Raw genomic sequence first — 20,818 nt, forward strand, 5'->3', positions numbered from 1 at the left:
CCTGGCCTGGACGCCGGAACGGGAGTTCGGAAGAAGGGGGACGGGGAAGGGTGGAGGTCGGCGGACTGCTGCGGGTCAGGCCTCCCTCTGGTTGACGAACCCCAGAGAGGCAAGCCCCTCCGCTGCACACAGCCGGTCGGCCGCGCCTCCTACCTCGGTCTGCAGGAGCTGGTAGGCGGCGCCGTGCTGGTGGCCCCAGCGCATCGCCGCGCGCCACAGGTCGCGCCCGTAGCCGCGCCCGCGGAACTCTGGGCGCACGCCGAAGTACTGGGGCAGCAGCCTCGGTTTCCCGGCCGCGTCGGGCATCGTCTCCATCGGGCCGATGGCGCCCGCGACACAGCCGTTCGCGAGGACGGTGAGTACGGGGCCGACGGTCCCGGCCCGCAGTTGGTCGTACAGGAAGGTGAACCCGTGCTCGGCCATCAGGTCGGCGAACACGGCGAAGGGGCCCGGATCCGGGAGCTGCTTGTACTCCAGCACCTGCCCGCGCGGAGACTCCCCGGGACCATTGGTGAAGTCCTTGAGCTGGACACGGACACCCCGCGTGTACGCCTCGGGCTGGCCGGCGTCCAGGAACCACACCACCCGGGTCTGGGCGGCTCCGTGTGCCGGAGCAAGCTTGCGGGCCAGGTCCGCGCCGGCCGACAGACTGTCGGGGGCGCAGCCGTAGACGTACACCTTCACCGTGCCGGAGCCGCGTTCCACGAGCGTAGGGATCAGCGTCTGTCGCTGCCCGTGCTCGACGGCGTCGACGAGGACGTGTTCGGTCTTGCGGTCAGCCCATCGGCTGTCCTTGTCGTGCGGAAGGAAGGTGCCGGTACCGGCGTGCATCACGACTGCCTCGAAGAGATCGGGGATCGGGTCGTCCGGGTGGACGGGGCCGAGAGTCGGCACGTACGGCACGGGCATCACGGGCTCCATCCAGTCCCAGTGAAAGCGCATGCCCGCACGCTACTCACGTGCCGCACGTGGTGCAGGCCCCGGCGAGTTGTCGTCGGGGCCTGCTCGTTCATGACCGGATCAGGTACCGGTTAGAACGGGACGTCGTCGCCTGCGGAGCACGAGCACTTCGCGCTCTCCATGGCGGTGTCCATGTCGGTGAGGACGGTGATCTCGGTGACGGCCGGGACGGGCGCGAGGACCGGCCGCGTCAGGTAGGGCAGGCCCCCGGGGGCGACGGGGCCGCCGTCCGGGAGCGGGCGCCTCGGAGAGATCTCGACGGCTACTGCGGTCATGGTCAACCTGCTTCCTGTCGGTGCTGGCAGTAACTTGCGAGTGGTGCCTTCGCCTCCTGGTAGTGCTTGGCCAGGGGCCTGCACACGGTGCAGGAACCGGAAAGCGTGCAGCCTGAGCAGCCGCCGGTGCGAAGCATGAGGCGATCGGCGATCGAGGTCAGCCGGGCCAGGCCCTGGATCCCCTCTCGGGGAAGGCTGATCTGGTCGTCCCTGCCGATCTTGCAAATGGACACCTGCCCGTGCGGGTCGGTGTGGAAGAACGTCACGCCCGCGTTGCAGCCCTCGAACCGCTTCCGGGTCTTGAGGTGCTGGGCGGACTGTGCCGTCAGGACTTCCCCGCCGCCGTAGATGGTGGGGGTGACGTTGGTGAAGACGTTGTGTTCCAGGCCCCACGTGTTGCACAGGTCGACCATCGCCTGCTCCTCGTGGGCGCTGTCCTCCGTGACCACGACACTCATGCGCAAGGGCAGACGGGCATGCCGGGCCGCGTTCATGCCCTGCACGAACTGGTCCCAGGCGCCGGGACGCTGTGTAAGCCCGTCGTAGCTGGCCTTTGCCGCCCCGTACATCGAGACGGTGACGCGGTAGGGCGGGCACTCACGGAAGAGGTCCAGGAGGTTGCGCCTCCACAGCAGGGACCCGTTGGTCGAGACCGTGATCATCATGCCGAGCTCGAACGCGTACCGGTACGCGCGCATGAAATCCCGGTCGATCGTCGGTTCCCCACCGGTGATCTGAAGCCACAGCACGCCGGCCTCGGCCATGACGTCCAGGCAGCGCCGCTTGTCCTCCCACGGCATCCCCGCCTGCATCTTGAGTCCCAGGTAGCAGTGCTTGCAGTCAAAGTTGCAGCCGAGGTTGATCTCCCAGCTCGCCTTGCCGTAGCTCCAGGACGACGGCTGACGGACGAGCAGGAAGTCACCGGCGGGACGGCCGGTCAGGTCCAGGTCGGGCCACTGCCCGGCGACGGAATCCAGCAGCCAGGACGAGGCCGGCGCCTCGGCGTCGAGGGCGCGCAGCTCCTCGTAACGGGCCTCAGGCAGGAGCGCGCCACTACGGCTCCCCGGTCGGACAAGGACGTGTTGCTCCAGGAACGGGCTGGCGATCAGGGCATGCATGCGGGCTCCAAGAAGGGTCGGCCGCTCTCGGTCGGATGAATTGCTGGTGCCTCCCCTGGCCGTCAGCCCGTGCTGGCAGTCAGGGGTGTATTCGCGGCGCCGACTGCCGAACTCCCCAAGAGGTGAGCAGTCGGCGCCGCTCCCGCCCCGGCCGGGGCGGCGGTCAGAGGCTGGCGGCGAGCACCAGCGCGGCCAGGAGCGCCGCGCACGACACGGTGCAGACCACCGCCTGGACGCGAGTAGTCACAGAGGCCCTCTCCTGACCACGCGGAGGTGGCGGCCGGGACCGCCGCGCGCGATCTCTCGCCAGCAGGTCAGGCAGGCGTGTACCTCCCAGCCGGGCCCCGCGTCGCCAAGGTGGCGTGCGGGCAGGCGGCCCTCCCGGGTCGGCGCCCCGCACGAAACGCACACCCGTATCGCCGTCGCCTCGGCGAGGGGACCAAGCACCCATTCCAGCCCCATGCGCAGCAGCCGTGCGTCCGTGTCCCACCGTCGGGTCGTCGGCACGCGCAGCCATCGCATCCCGCACCGGTAGCCGTCCAGGCCGCACACGAGGACTTCCGCCCCATCGCCGTGCACCTGCACCCCAGCCACGGTGACGTCCGGCCAGGCGTCCGCCCCGCTGGGCGGGATGGCCCACAGCAGGTGGCCGACGGCTGTGTCCTCCAGGACGGGCCCGGACCGGTCCGCCAGCACGTCCAGCACCAGGCGGCCCCAGGCGGCGGGCACGGTGACGGCGTTCCAGGTGCCGTCGACCGGGACCAGGGCCAGGCACGCGTCCTCGCGCGGCAGGTACGGCGGCCGCAGGACAGCGGCGGTCCTCACGGCGCGGTCACCTCCGCCCATACCTGTTTGCCCCAGGGCAACGGGATGACGCCCCAGTTACTGGACAGCGCATCGACCAGGCGCAGCCCGCGGCCGCTTTCGTCCATCAGGTCCCCGATCTGGAGCTTCGGCAGGTCCCTGCTCGTGTCGGTGATGGCCACACGCACCCGGTAGCGGGCCGTGCGGGTCACGGCCATCCGTACGACCAAGCCCCTGGCGTGGCGGGCGGCGTTACTCGCCAGCTCCGACGCCACCACCTTCAGGTCATCCCCCAGGTGCTGAAGGCTCCACACGGCCAGCGCCATATCCACCATCTCCCGGGCGTCCTCGGCGGCCTGGTCGTCCCTCTGCAGAACGCCTGTGTAGGCCGGATCACCGGTCGCGGAAGCGACCGGACGCCAGGTCGGCCGTAGCCGTTCCCCCGCCTCGGTCTCGTGGGTGGTGGTGCTCGCCATGCTGACGCCCCCAAGCGGCTTCACGCGGTTTGCTCGTACGGTGAGTACAACGAGGAATACGCTGAGTGCACTAGGACCGGTGAGCGCCGATGCGCTTACCGTGTTTAACGCCCTGCTTGGGAGGGTGGGTGAGATGACGAATCACCCCTGCGCGCGTAACGACGCACTGGAACAGGCCCTGAAACAAGCCGATCTGACGTACGAACAGGCCGCCGCGACCGTACGCGTCGTGGCGGCCGAGGCCGGCGAATTACTCCGCACCAACAGGTCCGCGGTGGCCCATTGGGTGAAGGGTCAACGACCGAACCCCACGACCGCCGCGTACATTGCCGAAGCGCTGTCGCGCAGACTCGGCCGCTCCCTGCGCCCGAGCGACCTCGGGTTGTGCCACCCCGACCAGGACCCCGTCCATGACCGGCTGGGCCTGATCCTGGGCGCCGACCCGGTGGACACACTCAGGCGGATCGGGGAGGCGGACATTCACCGGCGGAAGTTCCTCACGGGAGCGGCCTACAGCGTCGCAGCGGCTGCCCTGCCGCTGGGCATGGACCAGGCCGTCGAGCAGCAGCAGCGCGCCCAGGCAGGCCACCAGCGGGCCGGACACGCGGAGATCGCAGCCGTCCGGGACATGGTCGACATGTTCACCCGCATCGACGAACGCCACGGCGGCCAGCACGGCCGCAGCGCCGTCGTCCAGTACCTACGCAGCGACGTGGCCGACCTGTGCCGGTCCACGTTCACCACCGACGACCACCGCCGCGAGGCCCTGGGCGCCGCCGCGTGCGTCTCCTACCTGTGCGGCTGGAAAGCCTTCGACGCCGGCGAACACGGCCTGGCCCAGCGCTACTACTTCCAGAGCTACGCCCTGACGAAGGAAGCCAGAGACGACCTCCACGGGGCGTGGATACTACGGATCATGGCGCACAACGGCATGGACGTCCGCCAGCCGGACCGAAGCGTGGACCTGGCCGAGGCCGCCCTGGCACGGATCCACGGCCGCGTGGACCCGACCACCGAGTCCCTGTTCGCCGTCACCCGCGCCCGCGCCCTCGCCCACGCCGGCCGCAGCCCCGAGGCAGCCGTCCAGCTCCGCCAGGCGCAGGACCTGGTGCTGCGCGGCGAGGAGGCGGCATTGCCGTTCTGGGCCGCCCTGTGGGGCTCCCCCCGCGCCACCGTCGCCTCCCACACGGCCAAGACGTTCCGGGAACTACGTGACCACGCCAACGCCGAGAAGCACTACGGTGTCAGCGCGCGCAGCCGCCCCGGCAGCGGCCACGAGCACCAGAGGATCACCGCCCTCACCCTCGCCGCGCAGGGCCGCGAGCAGGCCGCCCAGGGCCACCTGGAACAGGCATGCGGAACGTGGGGCCAGAGCCTGGGAATGTTCGGCGGGGTCCGCTCCGCCCGCGCCGCCAGCGAGGTACGCGGCATCCGCCGCCACCTGAAAGTGTTCGAGCGGCGCGGCGTCAAAGCCGCCGCCGAACTGGACGAACGCGCCCGCTCCTGGCAACTCGCGTACGCCTGATCACGGTACGGGCGGTGTCAGCAACGAATAGGAGTCCGGTCGGGTGCTGCGGCGCCTGTCGGAGGTCGTTGACCTCCTCGGCAAAGCCGACGCAGTCAGCGCCCGGGGTGCCGCCGCGGAGCTGACCGAGTACCTCTAGGAGAGGGGAGCCGCATGACGTCCGAGGCGACCTACACCCGCCACGACGGCCAGGAGGCAGCCGCCGCACTCGACTCGTTCATCCCCGCATACGGGGAGATCTACGTCGAGCCCCCCTATCGGGAAGGCCCGCGCGACGTCGCCGAGTTCATCGAGCACTACGCCGTGCAGGTACGCCGCCCCGGCATGCGCCTGGTCCTCGCCCATGACGGAGACGAGGTGGTCGGCTTCGCATACGGCTATTACCTCGCCGCCGACACCCGCTGGTGGCAGAACATCCAAGGGGTCGCCCTGCCGGAAGCGGTCACGTGGGAGGACGGCCGCCGCACGCTCGTGGTTATCGAACTGGCTGTACGCAAGGCCTGGCGCCGGCGCGGCATCGCCGCCGCCCTGCACACCCGCCTGCTCGACGATGCACATGCCCAGAGAGTCACGCTGACCGTGCGCCCCGAGCCCGAGGCGGCTGCCGCCCAGGAAGCCTATGCAGCCTGGGGATACCGCAAGATCGGCGTCTCCCGCCCGTGGGACGACGCCCCGCTCTACGACTGCATGGTCCGCGACCTGGACGACTGAGACACCCGCGGCTTCTTTCCCCACCCCAGCGCGCACTGCCTCCTCGTCGCAGAACTCGCACAGCGTGCTGCGGGCACCCGCACCGTATGTGTGGGCGGGCCGACAGCAGCGCGCACAAGGGCCGACCTGACCTCGGGCCCACCCAGCCGCCATTTCACCTGGTAGCCAGTGATCCCGTCACCATTCTTCCGTTTTGCCACGTACGCCATGAGCGGACTGTGACGCCCCGTGCACCTACGGTGCGCCCGAACGGAAAAGGAGAAACGGCCCCGTGGAGCCATTGCCGCAGGCGAGGCGGACTATCAAGGGATGTGCCCGGAGCCGGACTTGAACCGGCACGCCCTCGAAGGGGCAGCGAGGTTTAAGCTCGCCGTGTCTGCATTCCACCATCCGGGCAGGCCATGGGCTCCGCGTCGAGTGCCTTGAGCCTATCGGGACGCACCTCCCGGGCCGTGGGCGGGACGACCGATGTTGTCTTATTTTATTGGCGCCTGAGTGGGCATCAGGTACCGGGCCAGGCCATCAGCACATGCCAACAGCCTTGCGTGCGATGGCCGACGGCGTATGCGGAATGACGGGATTTCACCGTCCCGACGAGGGCGCACGCCCCGTTCTCGCTCCCCCTCGCCGCGCCGGTGCGACCGCGGGCCCGTCGGGGGCGCCCGTCATCCGGAGGTATGACACCGGCCCGGGGCCGTCCGACCGAAGTCGCCCCCCTAAACCGGAACAGCGGCTGACTACACGGCGCCGCACGGCCGGGACGATGGATGACGTCCCCGAGCACCCGCCGTACCGACAGGAGCGCCCTTCCCGTGACCACCGCACCCATCGCCGACCGGTCCACCCTCGTGGCCGCGCGCGCCACGGAGCTTTCCAAGATCTACGGCCAGGGCGAGACCCAGGTGGTCGCCCTGGACCGGGTCTCCATCGACTTCCGGCAGGCCGAACTCACCGCGATCATGGGCCCCTCGGGCTCCGGCAAGTCCACGCTGATGCACTGCGTCGCCGGACTGGACAGCTTCTCGTCCGGCTCGGTGCGCATCGGCGAGACCGAGCTGGGCTCGCTCAAGGACAAGCAGCTCACCAAGTTGCGCCGGGACAAGATCGGCTTCATCTTCCAGGCGTTCAACCTGCTGCCGACGCTCACCGCGCTGGAGAACATCACCCTCCCGATGGACATCGCGGGCCGCAAGCCCGACAAGCAGTGGATGGACTCGGTGATCCGGATGGTCGGCCTGTCCGACCGGCTCCGTCACCGTCCCTCCCAGCTCTCCGGCGGCCAGCAGCAGCGCGTGGCCGTGGCCCGGGCGCTGGCCTCCCGGCCGGAGATCATCTTCGGTGACGAGCCGACCGGAAACCTCGACTCCCGTTCCGGCGCCGAGGTGCTGGGCTTCCTGCGCAACTCGGTGCGGGAGCTGGGGCAGACCGTGGTGATGGTGACGCACGACCCGGTGGCCGCCGCCTACGCGGACCGGGTGGTCTTCCTCGCGGACGGACGCATCGTCGACGAGGTGTACGGGCCGACCGCCGACTCGGTCCTTGACCGCATGAAGCAGTTCGACGCCAAGGGCCGCACAAGCTGACGTCCCGCCCGCCGGCCCCGCCCGCCCCGCCCCCCTCGTACTGACTCGTACGTACGTCTGGACTGAGAAGGCCCATGTTCCGTACCGCCTTGCGCAACGTTTTCGCGCACAAGGCCAGGCTGTTGATGACCGTGCTCGCCGTGATGCTCGGCGTGGCGTTCGTGTCGGGCACCCTGGTCTTCACCAACACCATCTCCGACGCCCTGCAGAACAGCTCCGCCAAGGGCTTCGACCATGTCGACGTCGCCGTCACGACCGAGTACCAGGACGCCGAGGGCGACGAGGTCGGCGAGGCACCCGAGCTGACGCAGGCCTATCTCGACAAGAGCGCGAAGGTTCCCGGCGCGGCCTCCGCCGTCGGCGTCGTGTCCGGCTTCACCGCCGTCGCCGACAAGGACGGCGACCTGATCGGCGACGGCTGGAGCACCAAGGGCGGCAACTACTGGGGCGCGAAGGACTCCCGGTACCCGCTCGTCGACGGACACGCCCCCGAGGGCGAGGGCGAGATCCTCATCGACTCCAAGACCGCCGAGCGCACCGGCTTCGGCGTCGGCGACACCGTCCGGATGTCCGTCGACGGTCCCGTCATCACCCCTAAGGTCGTGGGCGTCTTCACCACCGACGACGGCAATGTCGCGGCGGGCGGCAGCCTCACCCTGTTCGACACGGCGACCGCGCAGAAGCTGTTCGGCAAGGCCGGCACGTACGACGAGATCGACGTCCGGGCGAAGGCCGGTGTCACGCAGGCCGCGCTGAAGGCGCAGCTTGACGAGGCCCTGCCGAAGGACCTCGTCGAGACCACCACCGGAGAGAAGCTCGCCGACGACCAGGCGGAGTCGATCGCCTCGTCGATGAGCGGCATGAAGCAGGGGCTGCTGGTCTTCGCCGGCATCGCGCTGTTCGTCGGCACGTTCATCATCGCCAACACCTTCACGATGCTGGTCGCCCAGCGCACCAAGGAGCTGGCCCTGATGCGGGCGGTCGGCGCCTCCCGGCGGCAGGTCACGCGGTCGGTGCTGATCGAGGCGTTCGTGGTGGGCGTCGTCGCCGCGGTGACCGGCCTGCTCGCGGGCATCGGCATCGGCGCCGGGATGCGCTCCCTGATGGGCTCGATGGGCGCGGTCGTGCCGGACGGGCCGCTGGTCGTCTCGCCGAACACGATCGTCGCAGCCCTCGCGGTCGGCATCCTGGTCACCATGCTGGCGGCGTGGCTGCCGGGCCGCCGGGCGGCGAAGATCCCGCCGGTCGCCGCGATGAGCAGCGTGCACGCGAAGGCGACGACCAAGTCGCTGGTACTGCGCAACACGCTGGGCGCGCTGTTCTCGGCAGCCGGCATCGCGGTCGTCCTCGCGGCCACGACGATGGACGGCACGGACGGCCAGGCCCCCATGGGCATGGGCGCGGTGCTGCTGATCATCGGCGTGTTCATCCTGACGCCGCTGCTCTCCCGCCCGCTGATCGCCGCCGCGGCACCGGTGCTGCGCCTGTTCGGCGTCTCCGGCAAGCTCGCCCGGCAGAACTCGGTGCGCAACCCGCGCCGCACCGCCGCGACCGCCTCCGCGCTGATGATCGGCCTCACTCTGATCACCGGCATGACGGTGATGGCGGGCAGCCTGCAGAAGTCGATCGACAAGATGGCGTCGGCGTCGATCGAGGCCGACTACGTGGTCTCCATGGCCAATGGCAACTATCTCAACCCGGACGTCTCCGAGAAGCTGGCCAAGGCCGACGGGATCACCGCCATCAGCCCGCTGCGCAACGCGGAGTCCCGCATCGGCGGGGAGACCGAGTACCTCACCGGCGTCAACGGTTCCACGATCGGCGAGCTGACCGACCTGAAGGTCGAGCAGGGCGCCTTCGAGGTCGGCGGCACCGATGTCGTCGTGGACACCGACACCGCGAAGGACCACGGCTGGAAGGCCGGCTCCACCTTCACCGCCTCCTACGAGGACGACAAGAAGCAGCAGCTTACGGTCGCCGGGGTCTACGAGGGCAACGAGATGATCCGCGGCATCATGGTGGACCTTCCGACCCTCACCCCGCACCTGTCGGACCCGGTCGACATGCAGGTGATGGTGAAGATGTCCGACGGTGCCTCCTCGGCCTCGAAGGACAGTCTGACGCAGGCGCTGGACACCAACCCGGCGATCAAGATCCAGGACAAGCAGGACATCTCCAACGAGATCGCGAAGATGTTCACGCTGATGCTGAACATGCTCTACGGCCTGCTGGCCATGGCGGTGATCGTGGCCGTCCTCGGTGTCATCAACACCCTGGCCATGTCGGTCTTCGAACGCTCCCAGGAGATCGGCATGCTGCGGGCGATCGGCCTGGACCGCAAGGGCATCAAGCGGATGGTCCGTCTGGAGTCCCTGGTGATCGCCCTGTTCGGCGGAGTGCTCGGCATCGGCCTGGGCGTGTTCTTCGGCTGGGCGGCCGGTGAACTGATGGGCACCACGATGGCGACCTACGAACTGGTCCTGCCCTGGGGCCGGATGGGCGTCTTCCTGCTGCTGGCCGCCGTGGTGGGCATCCTCGCGGCCCTGTGGCCGGCCCGCCGCGCGGCCCGCCTGAACATGCTCCAGGCCATCAAGGCCGAATAGGCCCCAAGCAGTCGCCCCGTCCGGGGACTGCCCTTCCGGGGACTGCCGTGACGTCGGCCTCCAAGACCTGATCGTGGTCTTGAAGGCCGACGTTTTCGCATGGGAAGCCGCCTGGAGGGGTGGGCTTTGATCGTTCCTGGCAGGTATTACGGGTTGAACGTCATGGTGGCGTACACCCGGTCGAAGCGTCCTGCCTCCAGGTCCTGCCGAGCGATCGACCAGGAGAATTCAGCCCATTCCATGCCGTGGATGTGATGCCACCACTGGGCGAGACACACCCAGTCCTCGGGGCGTATGCCCGTCTCGGATTCCAGCGACCAGCCCCCTGCCTCCGCTTGTGCTGCCGCCTCCCGTCCGGCCTTCACGGCGGGGTCCTCGTCGTGGTACTCGTCCCTGGCAAATCCGCCGAGCTGGAGCCCGGGATGATGGACGTCCTTCGGCACCTCCAGCCAGGCGTCGACCAGTTCCGCGGCGTGGGGATGTCCCGGGCCGTGGGCCTCCGAGTGGCAGGGCAGGGAGACGTCGCGGCTCGAACGCAGCAGACCCTCCGGATAGTCCTTCACGCCGTAGAGGTCGCGGACCGGGTCCCAGGCGATGTGCACTTGGCGTTCCTCGACGGGCGTACCGGCAGGGATGTGCAGCGCGCTGCCCAGCGATTCCCCTTCGAGGTAGTCGTCGTCGGGGCAGGAGAACAGCAGCAGGTGGCCGTCGGACGGCAGGGGGAGGTCTGTCGCGTCCTCGGGCAGCGCGGCGAGATCGATGGTGGCGGCGAGCTTGCACCAGGGGTCGGGGGCGTCGGCGGGGAGCAGCGGGAGGCCGCCGAGCCGGCCTACGACCGGTCCGTCGCCCCCGAACGATCTCAGTGTCGCGCACGGACGGCCGGTTTCCGTCCACCGCTCGACATCGTCCCGGGGGATGCCCTTCGCGAGGGCCTTTTCACGGAACTGGCCGAGCTTGTCCAGCATCTCGGGCGTCATGTGGGTCATGGATCTCCTTGAGAGCTGGGCCGGTCGGGCGGTGCCGAGGCGAGTGCGGCCGTGCTTCATTCGTCCGACCACCCGGCGCGCGAGCGCAGCCGGTGGAAGATCTCGCCGAGCTGACTGATCTCGTCGGCGGTGAGGTCGTCGAAGATCAGGCGCCGTACGGCGCGTACATGGCCGGGCGCGGCGCGCGCGATGGCCGCCCGTCCCGTCTCGGTGACGCGGACGAAGGCGCCACGGCCGTCGTCCGGGCACCCACGCCGGGACACCAGATCCCGTTTCTCCATCCTTGTGACGTGGTGGGACACCCGACTGCGTTCCCACTGCAAGGAGCTCGCCAGGCCGGACACGCGAGCGCGCCCTTCGGCGGAGTCGGTCAGCACGACGAGCACCTGGTAGTCCGAGGTGGACAGCCCGGCGTCGGCCTGCATCTCGCGATTGAGCGTGGCCAGCAACTCCGCGTTGAGGCCCATCCACTGCCGCCACATGCGCTGCTCGTCGTCGTTCAGCCACGGGATGTCATTCGTTTCAGCCACACGAGCACTGTAGCAGTTAGGTGACACGTCATGTATGGTCGAAATCATGTAGGTGACACGTCACCAACTTGGATGTGAGGACGAGGATGACCCATTCATTCGAAGTCGGGGCCATAACCTTCGGGGAGATCAGTCCCGATCTCACGACCGGCAAGCTGATGTCACAACGTGACCGGATGGCCGAAATCGTGGAGCAGGCGGTCGTCGCCGACGAAGTAGGTCTGGATGTCTACGCTGTCGGTGAGCATCACCGGTCTGATTTCGTCGCTTCGGCTCCGCCGGTCATCTTGGCGGCGGTGGCCGGACGGACGAAACGCATCCGTCTTACCAGCGGTGTCACCGTGCTGGGCTCGGAGGACCCGGTCCGGGTGTTCCAGAACTTCGCGACCCTGGACCTGCTCTCCGCCGGCCGAGCCGAAATCATCGTCGGTCGGGGCTCCTTCACCGAGTCGTTTCCCTTGTTCGGCTACGACGCCGCCGACTACGCGGATCTCTACCGGGAAAAGCTCGACGCCCTGCTCGCGATCCGCGGCAGCAACCCCGCGGTGTGGCCCGGCGGGCCACGGCACACGCGCGATCTCACCGGGCTCGACATCGCTCCCCGGCCGGTCGGCGAGTTGCCGATCTGGATCGGCAGCGGAGGAACTCCGGCCTCCGCCATCCGAGCGGGGTCCCTGGGCCTGCCCCTGGCACTCGGCCTTCTGCTCGGCCCGGTCAGTCAGTTCGTCGACGGGGTGGCGCAGTACCACGAGGCATTCGAGGCACACGGCCATCCACCGGAGACCGCGCGCGTCGGCATCACGGCCCACGGCTATGTCGGCGCGACAAGCCAGGGCGCTCGGGACACGATGTATCCGTATTTCAAGGTGGGTATGTTCGAGAACAACCACCAGCGCGGAGCCGGATTCGCGTTGCCTCGCCACGCGTTCGACGCGCAGGCGACGCCGGGGGGCGGGTTGCTCGTGGGCAGCTCTCAGGAGGTCATCGACAAATTGATGACCTACCACGAACTCTACGGAGTGACCCGAGCCCTGTTCCATCTCGGCTACGGGCACATGCCGCAGAAGGAACATCTCGACGCCATCGAGCGTCTCGGCACCGAGGTGGCCCCAGTGATGCGGCGTGAGCTGTCCCGCGCCACCGGGAGCCCGGCATGAGCCGCATCCCGGGATCCCCGGGACCCCCGAGGTCCCCGAGATCCCTGAGAGTCGTCGTGGTCAACGGCAGCCCGAGCGAGCGGTCAAAGACCATGGGGCTCGCCGGGCTCGTCTCGGACCGGCTCGGCGACCTGCTGCCGATCGAGCTCCATCGGATCGATGTCTACCGGCTCGGGCACGGCTTCACCGGAGCCACCGCGCGCGAGGACGTCCCGTCCGAGGTCGAGCACGAGATTCGGCTGGTGGAAGAGGCCGACGTGGTCGTGGCGGCGACGCCGGTGTTTCGAGCGTCGTACTCCGGGATGTTCAAGCATTTCTTCGACTTCGTCGACCAGTACGGCCTCGCGAACAAACTTGTCATCCTCGTGGCCACCGGGGGAAGCGATCGCCATGCGCTCGTCATCGAGCACGCGCTCCGGCCACTTTTCGGCTTCTTCCAGGCCGCGGTCGCGCCGGTCGGCTTCTACGCCAACGCGGGCGATTTCGACGGCACCTTGGTCCTCAACGGCGAGGTGTACAGCCGCGTCGAAGTGGGTTTGAACGACATCGTGCCGCAGCTCAAGGCACTGGCCGACACCGAACTCTGACGGACGGGTCCCCGTCCCTCGGCCTGTGCCCACCTCTCACCTCTTCACCTCTTCACCTCCCAAAGGAGCATCCCATGACCACTGTGTTCGTAGCCGGTGCCACCGGTCGTCTGGGCCGCCTGGTCGTCGACAGTCTGCGACGGCGGGACGTCGAGGTCCGCGCTCTCGTCAGGCCCGGCAACACCGAGGGCCGCAAGGCGTTCGCCCACGACCCGGCCATCAAGATCGTGGAAGGCGACATCCGCGATGCCGGCGACCGCCTCACCCGCGAACTGGAGGGAGTGGACGTCCTCGTCTCCACTGTCTTCGGGGATGCGGAATCCGTCATCGACGGCCAGGTCAACCTGGTGCGTGCCGCCGAGAAGGCCGGGGTGGCGCGCTGGATCCCCTCGGACTTCTCCCTCGCCATGGACCGGCTCGACTACGGCGAAAACGACCTCGTCGACCTGCGCAAGAAGGCCGGCGACCTCACCCGCGGCAGCGCCGTGATCTCCACGCCGATTCTCATCGGCGCCTTCCTCGATGTACTGAACATGCCCTGGTACGGGTGGATCGACTGGGAGACCGGCACCTTCAGCTACTGGGGTGACGGTGACCAGCCCGTCGACTTCTCCACCTACGCCGACACTGCCGAATGGACCGCCGAAGCAGTCCTCGACCCCTCGTCCGCCGGGCGCACGGTGCGGGTCGTCGGGGAAGTCCTGACGCTGAAGGAACTGCACCAGGCCATGGAGCGCGGCTCGGGACGACGGCTCGAGGCACGGCAGGTGGGCAGCGTCGAGGACCTCGGCGCCGAGATCGAACGCCTCAAGGCGGTGGCCACCGACCCGATGGAATACGTCCTGCTGCAGTACACCCGGGCGATGGTCAGCGGGAAGGGGAAGCTCGGCCCGCTCGACAACCACCGCTACCCCGGCATCAAGCCGACCGGCGTCGAAGAGTTCTTCCGGCAGGCCACGCGCGGACACTCGGCGCCGTGATCGTCGCCGTGAACGTACGGAGCGGCCGCCTCGAAGACCGCTCGAAGACCCGTCCGCCGGCCTCGGACCGGCTCTCCCCGCACTGAAAGGAACTCCATGGATCTGCAACTGTCCGGCCGCGTCGCCGTCGTCACCGGGGCGTCAAGGGGAATCGGCCTGGCCGTCGTCCGCACCCTGGCCGAGGAGGGGGCACTCGTCGTGGCCGCCTCACGGACCGCTGCGGCCCAGTGGCCCGACAAGGTGGTGCATGTCGCCGCGGACCTGATGGATCCCGAGGCGCCCGCGCGGGTGGTGGAGCGGGCGGTGGCGGAGTTCGGCGGGGTGGACATCCTGGTCAACAACGCCGGCGGACCGCCGCCCGGGGTGGAATTTCCCCGGGTGGGGTTCATGACGTGCGGTGACGCGGACTGGCAGGAGATGTTCGAGTTCAACCTGTTCTCGGTCGTCCGCATGATGCGCGCCGCGGTGCCGGTCATGGTGGCGCGGGGCGGCGGCTCGATCGTGAACGTCTCCACGGTCCAGGCCAAGCAGCCCAGCGCCATGAACGTCGACTACGGCGCCGCCAAGGCGGCCGTGCGCAACATGACCAAGGCCGTCTCCCAGGAGTACGGCGCCCAGGGCATCCGCGCGAACACCGTCACCCCCGGTCCCACGCTCAGCGACGTGTGGACCAGGAAGGGCGGTGCCGCCGATGTGCTCGGCGCCTCCTACGGGACCTCGAAGGAGGACGTCATCGCCCGGGTCGTCCCCGAGGCGCAGGGGCTGATCACCGGACGCATGGTGGACGTCCAGGAGATCGCCGACGCGGTCGCCCTGCTGGGCTCCCCCCGCTCGGGCAGCACGACCGGCGCGGACTTCGCCATCGACGCGGGCTTCCTCAAGGAGATGTAGCGCCACTCTCCCGACCACACCCGCAATGCCGAAGACAGAATCCGAAGAGTCCGAAGAATCCGAAGAGGAAAAGGACAGACGATGACACGTCGACCTGCCGTTGGTCGTCACCAACGGCCACGACGACGCGCCGTCCGGCCCGCTGTACCCGGAGCTCGCCGACGTCCTGGGCGACCACCCGGTGATCCGCCGCTCCGAGGGGTTCGACGCCTCTACGACGAGAACTTCGCCGCGGCGGTCGAGGCGACCGGGCGGCGGCGGCTGATCATGGCGGGCATCCAGACCGACGTCTGCCTGGCGCTGACCGCCCTGACCGCTCTCGACCGCGGCCACGCGGTGTACACGGTGGTGGACGCCTCCGCCGCCACCACCAAGGAGACGCACGACACCGCCGTGCAGCGGCTGATCCAGGCCGGGGCCATACCGACGAACTGGCTGGCCGTCGGCTCCGAACTCCAGCGCTCCTGGACCGAACAGCGGACCGCGCCGGCCTTCGCCCAGGTGATCTACGAGCAGCTCAGCTCATGGCGGCACCAGAACGCCCTCACCACGAACGTGAGGGCGAACGCGGCCAAGTAGGCGCAGCGCAGCGCTTCGCCCCGCCGACCGTACGATCGGCGGGGCGAAGCGGTCGAGGTCAGTTCCAGGTGCGGGCGCGCAGCGGCATGCCCGAGCCGCCCGAGTCCGGGGTCCTCACAGCGAGGACCTGGTTGACGCCGATGCGGTTGCGTTCGAAGGCGAGCGCGGAGGCGGCCATGTACAACTGCCAGACACGGGCGCGGCCGGGGGTGACGAGCCGGGTGGCCGTCGTCCAGCCGGCCTCCAGGTTGGTGACCCAGCGGCGCAGCGTGAGCGCGTAGTGCTCGCGGATCGACTCCACGTCGCGCACCTCGAACCCGGCGCGCTCCAGTTGGGTGACGGTGGTGCCGACGGGGGCCAGTTCGCCGTCGGGGAAGACGTAGGCGTCGATGAACGCGTCGACGTTGTAGGCGGCTTCGTCCCCCTGGGGCCTGCGGGCGATCTGGTGGTTCAGCAGCCGTCCGCCGGGCTTGAGGAGCCGGTGCAGGTCGGTGGCGTACTCCAGGTAGCGCTCGGCGCCGACGTGCTCGGCCATGCCGATGGAGGAGATCGCGTCGTACGGCCCGTCGGCGACGTCCCGGTAGTCCTGGACGCGGATCTCCACCCGGTCGGTGAGCCCCTCGTCGGCGACGCGCTTGCGGCCGTACGCGGCCTGCTCGTGGGACAGGGTCACGCCGACGACGCTCACGCCGTGCTCGCGGGCGGCGTGGATCGCCATGGAGCCCCAGCCGCAGCCCACGTCGAGCAGCCGCTGACCGGGGCTCAGGCCCAGCTTGCGGCTGACGAGTTCGAGCTTGTCGCGCTGGGCGTCCTCCAGGGTGCCGCCGTCGGCGGGCAGGGCAGGCCAGTAGGCGCAGGAGTACACCATCGACGGGCCGAGGACGAGTTCGTAGAAGTCGTTGCCGACGTCGTAGTGGTGGCTGATGGCTCGCCTGTCACTGCGCTTGGTGTGCAGGTGACCGCGGGCCCGGCGGACCTCCTCCGGCGGCGGGGCGGGCGGCAGCGGCGGCCCCGCGAGCTTCGCCAGCCCGCGTACGGCGGCCCTGACCTCGGGGTCGCGCAGCGCCTCGACCAGACCGCGGGCGTCCTCGCCGCGCTCCCAGATGAGGCCGGCCATCAGACCGAGGGCGGTGTAGAGGTCACCGTCGATGTCGACGTCCCCGGCCACCCAGGCGCGGGCCAGGCCCAGTTCACCCGGCTTGAACAACAGGCGGCGCAGGGCCCTGCGGTTACGGACGACGAGAGTCGGCGCGCCCGGTGGGCCCGCCTGCGAACCGTCCCAGGCGCGGATGCGCACCGGGAGCGGTGTTCCCAGCAACTGTTCGAAGAGGTTCTGCAGCCGCAGCGCGGCGTCAGCCATGGCGTCCTCCGTGACGAGCGATCCCGGAATGTCCAACACCACGTAAACACCTGGGAGCCCCCCTTACAGTCCCCGGCGCGCGTTACGACTCGGCAAAATAGCTGTACACACCAACGGACTTGAACGGAGGACTTGAACGGAGGACTTGAACGGGGACTTGAACGCAGCCCGAAGGGGCCGCCCGCACCACGGATGGCGGGCGGCCCCTTCGGGGTACTGCGGGTACTGCCGGTCCTGCGAGTCCTGCGGGGGCTACGCCCCCGGTCGGCCGGAGGTCAGGAGGCCTTCGCCTCGGTCTTCTCCGGCTTCGTGGCCTTCGCGGCCTTCTCACCCTGGTCGGCGGCCTTGGGCGCGGCGGCCTTCGGCGCCGGCTTGGCCGCCTCGTAGAACTCCTCGCGCGGGGTCTCCATCGCGCCGAGGGAGACGACCTCGCGCTTGAGGAACATGCCGAGCGTCCAGTCCGCGAAGACGCGGATCTTCCGGTTCCAGGTCGGCATGGCCATGCCGTGGTAGCCGCGGTGCATGTACCAGGCGAGACGACCCTTGACCTTGATCTTCATCTTGCCCATGACGATCATGGCGACGCCCTTGTGCAGGCCGAGACCCGCCACCGCGCCCTTGTTGGCGTGGCTGTACTCCTTCTGCGGGAAGCCCCGCATGCCGGAGATCACGTTGTCGCCGAGGACCTTGGCCTGGCGCAGCGCGTGCTGGGCGTTGGGCGGGCACCAGGCGTTCTCGTTGCCCGCCTTGCGGCCGACGAGGTCCGGGACCTGGGCGTTGTCGCCCGCGGCCCAGATGTAGTCGGTGCCCTGGACCTGGAGGGTCGCCGCGGTGTCGACGTGGCCGCGCGGTCCCAGCGGCAGACCGAAGCGGGAGAGCACCGGGTTGGGCTTGACGCCGGCCGTCCACACGATCGTGTTGGAGTCGACCTCGAGCCCGTTCTTGAGCACCACGTGGCCGTCGACGCAGGAGTCCATGGAGGTGGACAGGTAGACCTCGACGCCGCGGCTCTCGAGGTGCTCCTTGCCGTACTGGCCGAGCTTGGGACCGACCTCGGGGAGGATCTTGTCGGCGGCGTCCACCAGGACGAAGCGCATGTCCTCGCGGGAGACGTTGTTGTAGTACTTGGCCGCGTCGCGGGCCATGTCCTCGACCTCACCGATGGTCTCCGCGCCGGCGAAGCCGCCGCCGACGAAGACGAAGGTGAGCGCCTTGCGGCGGATCTCCTCGTCGGTGGTGGAGGCGGCCTTGTCGAGCTGCTCCAGGACGTGGTTGCGCAGCCCGATGGACTCCTCGATGCCCTTCATGCCGATGCCCTGCTCGGCGAGGCCGGGGATCGGGAAGGTGCGGGAGACCGCGCCCATCGCGATGACCAGGTAGTCGAACGGCAGCTCGTACGCCTCGCCCACCAGGGGGGCGATCGTGGCGACCTTGCGGTCCTGGTCGATGGTGGTGACCCGGCCGGTGAGGACCTCCGCCTTCGGAAGCACGCGCCGCAGGGGGACGACGACGTGCCGCGGGGAGATGCTGCCGGCGGCGGCTTCGGGGAGGAAGGGCTGGTAGGTCATGTACGACCGCGGGTCGACGACGGTGACGGTCGCCTCGCCGTAACGCATCTTCTTCTGGATGCGTCGAGCTGCGTACAGGCCTACGTACCCACCGCCTACTACGAGGATCCTGGGACGCTCCGTGGTGCTCATGCCATCGAGTATCCACCCGGTTGAGGGGGGTGGTTCGTGCGCCCCTTCACAAGCTTGGGTGCCGCCTGTGCTACCATCCGCCGCTCACGTGACGGAGATCATGGCGGGCGACGGAACCAGCCTGTAGAGGACCCCGTTGTCAATGCCGCGTGAGCTGCACCTCCGCGCTTCCGGGACGGTGGACCACCGCCCCGTGAGGGCGCTGCGGGATCCCTTCGGGACACCGTCCTGAACACGTTCAAAGGGCAGTTGAAACCCCAAAAGGGTCAACGAGGGCGCTCCCGTCGTCCGCCAGGGCCCAATTCCTTGTGAAGAACTTCACGAACTTTCCCGACGCGACGTCACCGAGGGGCCCCGAGAGGCCCCCCGACGCCCGCTCAATCGTTGTCCGTCCTGCTCAGACCGCTACCGCGGGATGCCCTGCGCGACCGACCACGCGATGCCGTCGAGGATGTCGTGCTCGCTCACGACGACCTCCTCGGCGCCCGTCCGCTCCATGATCGAGAGCAGCACCAGGGCCCCGGCCGCGATCACGTCGACCCGGCCCGGGTGCATGGAGGGGACCGCCGCGCGCTCGGCGTGGGTGGAGCGCAGCAGCCAGCCGGTGATCTCCCGGACCCGGTCGCGGGAGACCCGGGAGTGGTGGATGACCGCCGAGTCGTACTCCGGCAGCTCCTGCGCGATCGCGGACACCGTCGTCACGGACCCGGCAAGACCCACCAGCGTGCGCGCCTCGCGCAGCGGCACCGTCTGTCCGGCGAGGTCCAGGGCGGCCTCGATGTCGGCCCGCATCGCCGCGACCTGCGCCTCGGTGGGCGGGTCGGTCACCGCGCCGTCGCGCACCAGGTGCCGCTCGGTCATCCGGACACAGCCGACGTCCACGGAGCGGGCGGCGCGCACGTGGTCGTCGCCGACGACGAACTCGGTGGAGCCGCCGCCGATGTCGACGACCAGGTAGGGCTTGTCGAAGTGGTCCCGGCCGGCCAGTTCCTTCGTGGCGCCGGTGAAGGAGAACTCGGCCTCCTGGTCGCCCGAGATGACCTCCGGCTCCACGCCCAGGATGTCCAGCACCCCGCGCACGAAGTCGTCCCGGTTCTCCGCGTCCCGGGAGGCGGAGGTGGCCACGAAGCGCAGCCGCTCGACGCCGTGCTCCTTGACGGCCTCGGCGTACTCGCGGCAGGCGGCGAACGTCCGCTCCAGCGCCTCGGGCGCCAGCCGCCCGGTGCGGTCGACGCCCTGGCCGAGCCGCACGATGGTCATCCGGCGGTCCAGGTCGGTCAGCTCACCGGTGGCCGGGGAGGCGTCCGCGACGAGCAGCCGGATGGAGTTCGTACCGCAGTCGATGGCGGCGACACGGGTCACTGGGCGTCCTCCTGGTCGGCCTGCCCGGCAGCCTGATCGGCCTGGCCGGCAGCCTGATCGGCCCGGTCAGCAGCCCGGTCGGCCCGGTCGGTGGGCGTCACGCACGGCCCTTTGCGCCACCACTCGGGCAGCATCGCGATCGCCTCGTCGCCCAGCGGATTGACGCCGGGACCGGCCGCCAGCGAGTGGGCGACCAGCACGTGCAGGCACTTCACACGGTCCGGCATGCCGCCCGCGCTCGGGAAGCCGGTCAGCTCCTCGATCTCGTCGCGGCGCCGGATGTAGTCCTCGTGCGCGGCGCGGTAGGAGGCGGCCAGGACAGGGTCGGTGCCCAGCCGCTCGGTCATCTCCTTCATCACGCCGTTCGCCTCCAGCGTGCCGATCGCGGAGGCCGCCTTCGGGCACGTCAGGTAGTACAGCGTCGGGAAGGGCGTGCCGTCGGGCAGCCGCGGTGCGGTCTCCACGACGTCCGGCTGTCCGCACGGGCAGCGGTGCGCGATGGCGCGCAGACCGCGCGGGGGCCGTCCGAGCTGCTGCTTGAAGGCCGCCACGTCCGCGTCGGTCGGCTCGGTGCGCGGGGTGGTCGGCGGGGGATTCTGCATGACTGTCTTCTGCTGGTCTTCCTGTTGGG

20 protein-coding genes and 1 tRNA gene are annotated in these 20,818 nt (G+C 69.5%); 9 read left to right on the forward strand and 12 right to left on the reverse strand.

Annotation, left to right across the window (positions count from 1 at the left end):
• Positions 1-75 precede the first annotated feature (75 nt).
• From KUM40_RS08590 to KUM40_RS08610, 5 genes are all read right to left on the reverse strand, one after another.
• Positions 76-942, reverse strand: a complete 867-nt coding sequence (locus tag KUM40_RS08590) for a GNAT family N-acetyltransferase (RefSeq protein ID WP_217164637.1) — start codon at positions 940-942, stop codon at positions 76-78.
• Positions 943-1,031: 89 nt separating this feature from the next.
• Positions 1,032-1,235, reverse strand: coding sequence for a hypothetical protein (locus KUM40_RS08595; protein WP_217164780.1), 204 nt, complete (start codon positions 1,233-1,235; stop codon positions 1,032-1,034).
• Between the two features lie 2 nt (positions 1,236-1,237).
• Entirely contained in the window at positions 1,238-2,353 is a 1,116-nt protein-coding gene (locus KUM40_RS08600; protein WP_217164639.1) for a radical SAM protein, read from the reverse strand.
• A 243-nt stretch (positions 2,354-2,596) separates the two neighbouring features.
• Entirely contained in the window at positions 2,597-3,178 is a 582-nt protein-coding gene (locus KUM40_RS08605) for a hypothetical protein (protein WP_217164641.1), read from the reverse strand.
• Positions 3,175-3,633, reverse strand: coding sequence for an ATP-binding protein (locus KUM40_RS08610; protein ID WP_217164643.1), 459 nt, complete (start codon positions 3,631-3,633; stop codon positions 3,175-3,177). The genes KUM40_RS08605 and KUM40_RS08610 overlap by 4 nt, the downstream gene beginning before the upstream one ends.
• 133 nt (positions 3,634-3,766) lie before the next feature.
• On the opposite strand from KUM40_RS08610, the gene KUM40_RS08615 reads away from it, so the two are divergent.
• On the forward strand, positions 3,767-5,158 hold the full coding sequence (locus KUM40_RS08615) for a hypothetical protein (protein ID WP_217164645.1): 1,392 nt from the start codon (positions 3,767-3,769) through the stop codon (positions 5,156-5,158).
• A gap of 153 nt (positions 5,159-5,311) precedes the next feature.
• Positions 5,312-5,869 carry a GNAT family N-acetyltransferase gene (locus KUM40_RS08620; RefSeq protein WP_217164647.1) on the forward strand — a complete coding sequence of 186 codons (558 nt, stop codon included), beginning with the start codon at positions 5,312-5,314 and terminating at the stop codon, positions 5,867-5,869.
• 312 nt (positions 5,870-6,181) lie between these two features.
• Here the strand turns inward: KUM40_RS08620 and KUM40_RS08625 are convergent.
• Positions 6,182-6,265: transfer RNA gene (locus tag KUM40_RS08625), tRNA-Leu, on the reverse strand.
• Positions 6,266-6,681: 416 nt separating this feature from the next.
• Here KUM40_RS08625 and KUM40_RS08630 point away from each other — a divergent pair.
• On the forward strand, positions 6,682-7,452 hold the full coding sequence (locus KUM40_RS08630) for an ABC transporter ATP-binding protein (protein ID WP_217164649.1): 771 nt from the start codon (positions 6,682-6,684) through the stop codon (positions 7,450-7,452).
• Positions 7,453-7,526: 74 nt separating this feature from the next.
• Positions 7,527-10,055 (forward strand): ABC transporter permease, encoded by a 2,529-nt coding sequence (locus tag KUM40_RS08635; protein ID WP_217164652.1) that lies wholly within the window; start codon positions 7,527-7,529, stop codon positions 10,053-10,055.
• A gap of 146 nt (positions 10,056-10,201) precedes the next feature.
• On the opposite strand, the gene KUM40_RS08640 is transcribed toward KUM40_RS08635, so the two are convergent.
• Both KUM40_RS08640 and KUM40_RS08645 read right to left on the reverse strand, forming a co-directional pair.
• Positions 10,202-11,041 (reverse strand): DUF1963 domain-containing protein, encoded by an 840-nt coding sequence (locus KUM40_RS08640; RefSeq protein WP_254394777.1) that lies wholly within the window; start codon positions 11,039-11,041, stop codon positions 10,202-10,204.
• A 56-nt stretch (positions 11,042-11,097) separates the two neighbouring features.
• Positions 11,098-11,571, reverse strand: coding sequence for a MarR family winged helix-turn-helix transcriptional regulator (locus KUM40_RS08645; RefSeq protein WP_217164654.1), 474 nt, complete (start codon positions 11,569-11,571; stop codon positions 11,098-11,100).
• An 86-nt stretch (positions 11,572-11,657) separates the two neighbouring features.
• Here KUM40_RS08645 and KUM40_RS08650 point away from each other — a divergent pair, with 86 nt between their 5' ends.
• The 5 genes from KUM40_RS08650 to KUM40_RS42070 all read left to right on the forward strand — a co-directional run bounded on the left by KUM40_RS08650 (position 11,658) and on the right by KUM40_RS42070 (position 15,765).
• Positions 11,658-12,728 (forward strand): LLM class flavin-dependent oxidoreductase, encoded by a 1,071-nt coding sequence (locus tag KUM40_RS08650; RefSeq protein ID WP_217164656.1) that lies wholly within the window; start codon positions 11,658-11,660, stop codon positions 12,726-12,728.
• A gap of 56 nt (positions 12,729-12,784) precedes the next feature.
• A complete protein-coding gene (locus KUM40_RS08655) occupies positions 12,785-13,315 on the forward strand; it encodes an NAD(P)H-dependent oxidoreductase (RefSeq protein WP_308401094.1) in 531 nt (176 codons plus the stop codon).
• 74 nt (positions 13,316-13,389) lie between these two features.
• A complete protein-coding gene (locus KUM40_RS08660; RefSeq protein ID WP_217164658.1) occupies positions 13,390-14,295 on the forward strand; it encodes an NmrA family NAD(P)-binding protein in 906 nt (301 codons plus the stop codon).
• A gap of 96 nt (positions 14,296-14,391) precedes the next feature.
• Positions 14,392-15,186 carry an SDR family NAD(P)-dependent oxidoreductase gene (locus KUM40_RS08665; protein ID WP_217164660.1) on the forward strand — a complete coding sequence of 265 codons (795 nt, stop codon included), beginning with the start codon at positions 14,392-14,394 and terminating at the stop codon, positions 15,184-15,186.
• 81 nt (positions 15,187-15,267) lie between these two features.
• Positions 15,268-15,765 (forward strand): isochorismatase family protein, encoded by a 498-nt coding sequence (locus tag KUM40_RS42070; RefSeq protein WP_217164662.1) that lies wholly within the window; start codon positions 15,268-15,270, stop codon positions 15,763-15,765.
• A gap of 58 nt (positions 15,766-15,823) precedes the next feature.
• Here KUM40_RS42070 and KUM40_RS08675 read toward each other — a convergent pair whose 3' ends face one another.
• From KUM40_RS08675 to KUM40_RS08690, 4 genes are all read right to left on the reverse strand, one after another.
• Positions 15,824-17,125 (reverse strand): cyclopropane-fatty-acyl-phospholipid synthase family protein, encoded by a 1,302-nt coding sequence (locus KUM40_RS08675; protein ID WP_217164664.1) that lies wholly within the window; start codon positions 17,123-17,125, stop codon positions 15,824-15,826.
• 275 nt (positions 17,126-17,400) lie between these two features.
• On the reverse strand, positions 17,401-18,825 hold the full coding sequence (locus KUM40_RS08680) for an NAD(P)/FAD-dependent oxidoreductase (protein WP_217164665.1): 1,425 nt from the start codon (positions 18,823-18,825) through the stop codon (positions 17,401-17,403).
• 405 nt (positions 18,826-19,230) lie between these two features.
• Positions 19,231-20,187 carry a Ppx/GppA phosphatase family protein gene (locus KUM40_RS08685; RefSeq protein WP_217164668.1) on the reverse strand — a complete coding sequence of 319 codons (957 nt, stop codon included), beginning with the start codon at positions 20,185-20,187 and terminating at the stop codon, positions 19,231-19,233.
• On the reverse strand, positions 20,184-20,789 hold the full coding sequence (locus KUM40_RS08690; RefSeq protein ID WP_217164770.1) for a DUF501 domain-containing protein: 606 nt from the start codon (positions 20,787-20,789) through the stop codon (positions 20,184-20,186). Before KUM40_RS08690 ends, KUM40_RS08685 begins: the two co-directional genes overlap by 4 nt.
• Positions 20,790-20,818 lie beyond the last annotated feature (29 nt).

Source organism: Streptomyces sp. AC512_CC834 (assembly GCF_019049325.1).
In the GTDB taxonomy this organism is placed as follows: Bacteria; Actinomycetota; Actinomycetes; order Streptomycetales; family Streptomycetaceae; genus Streptomyces.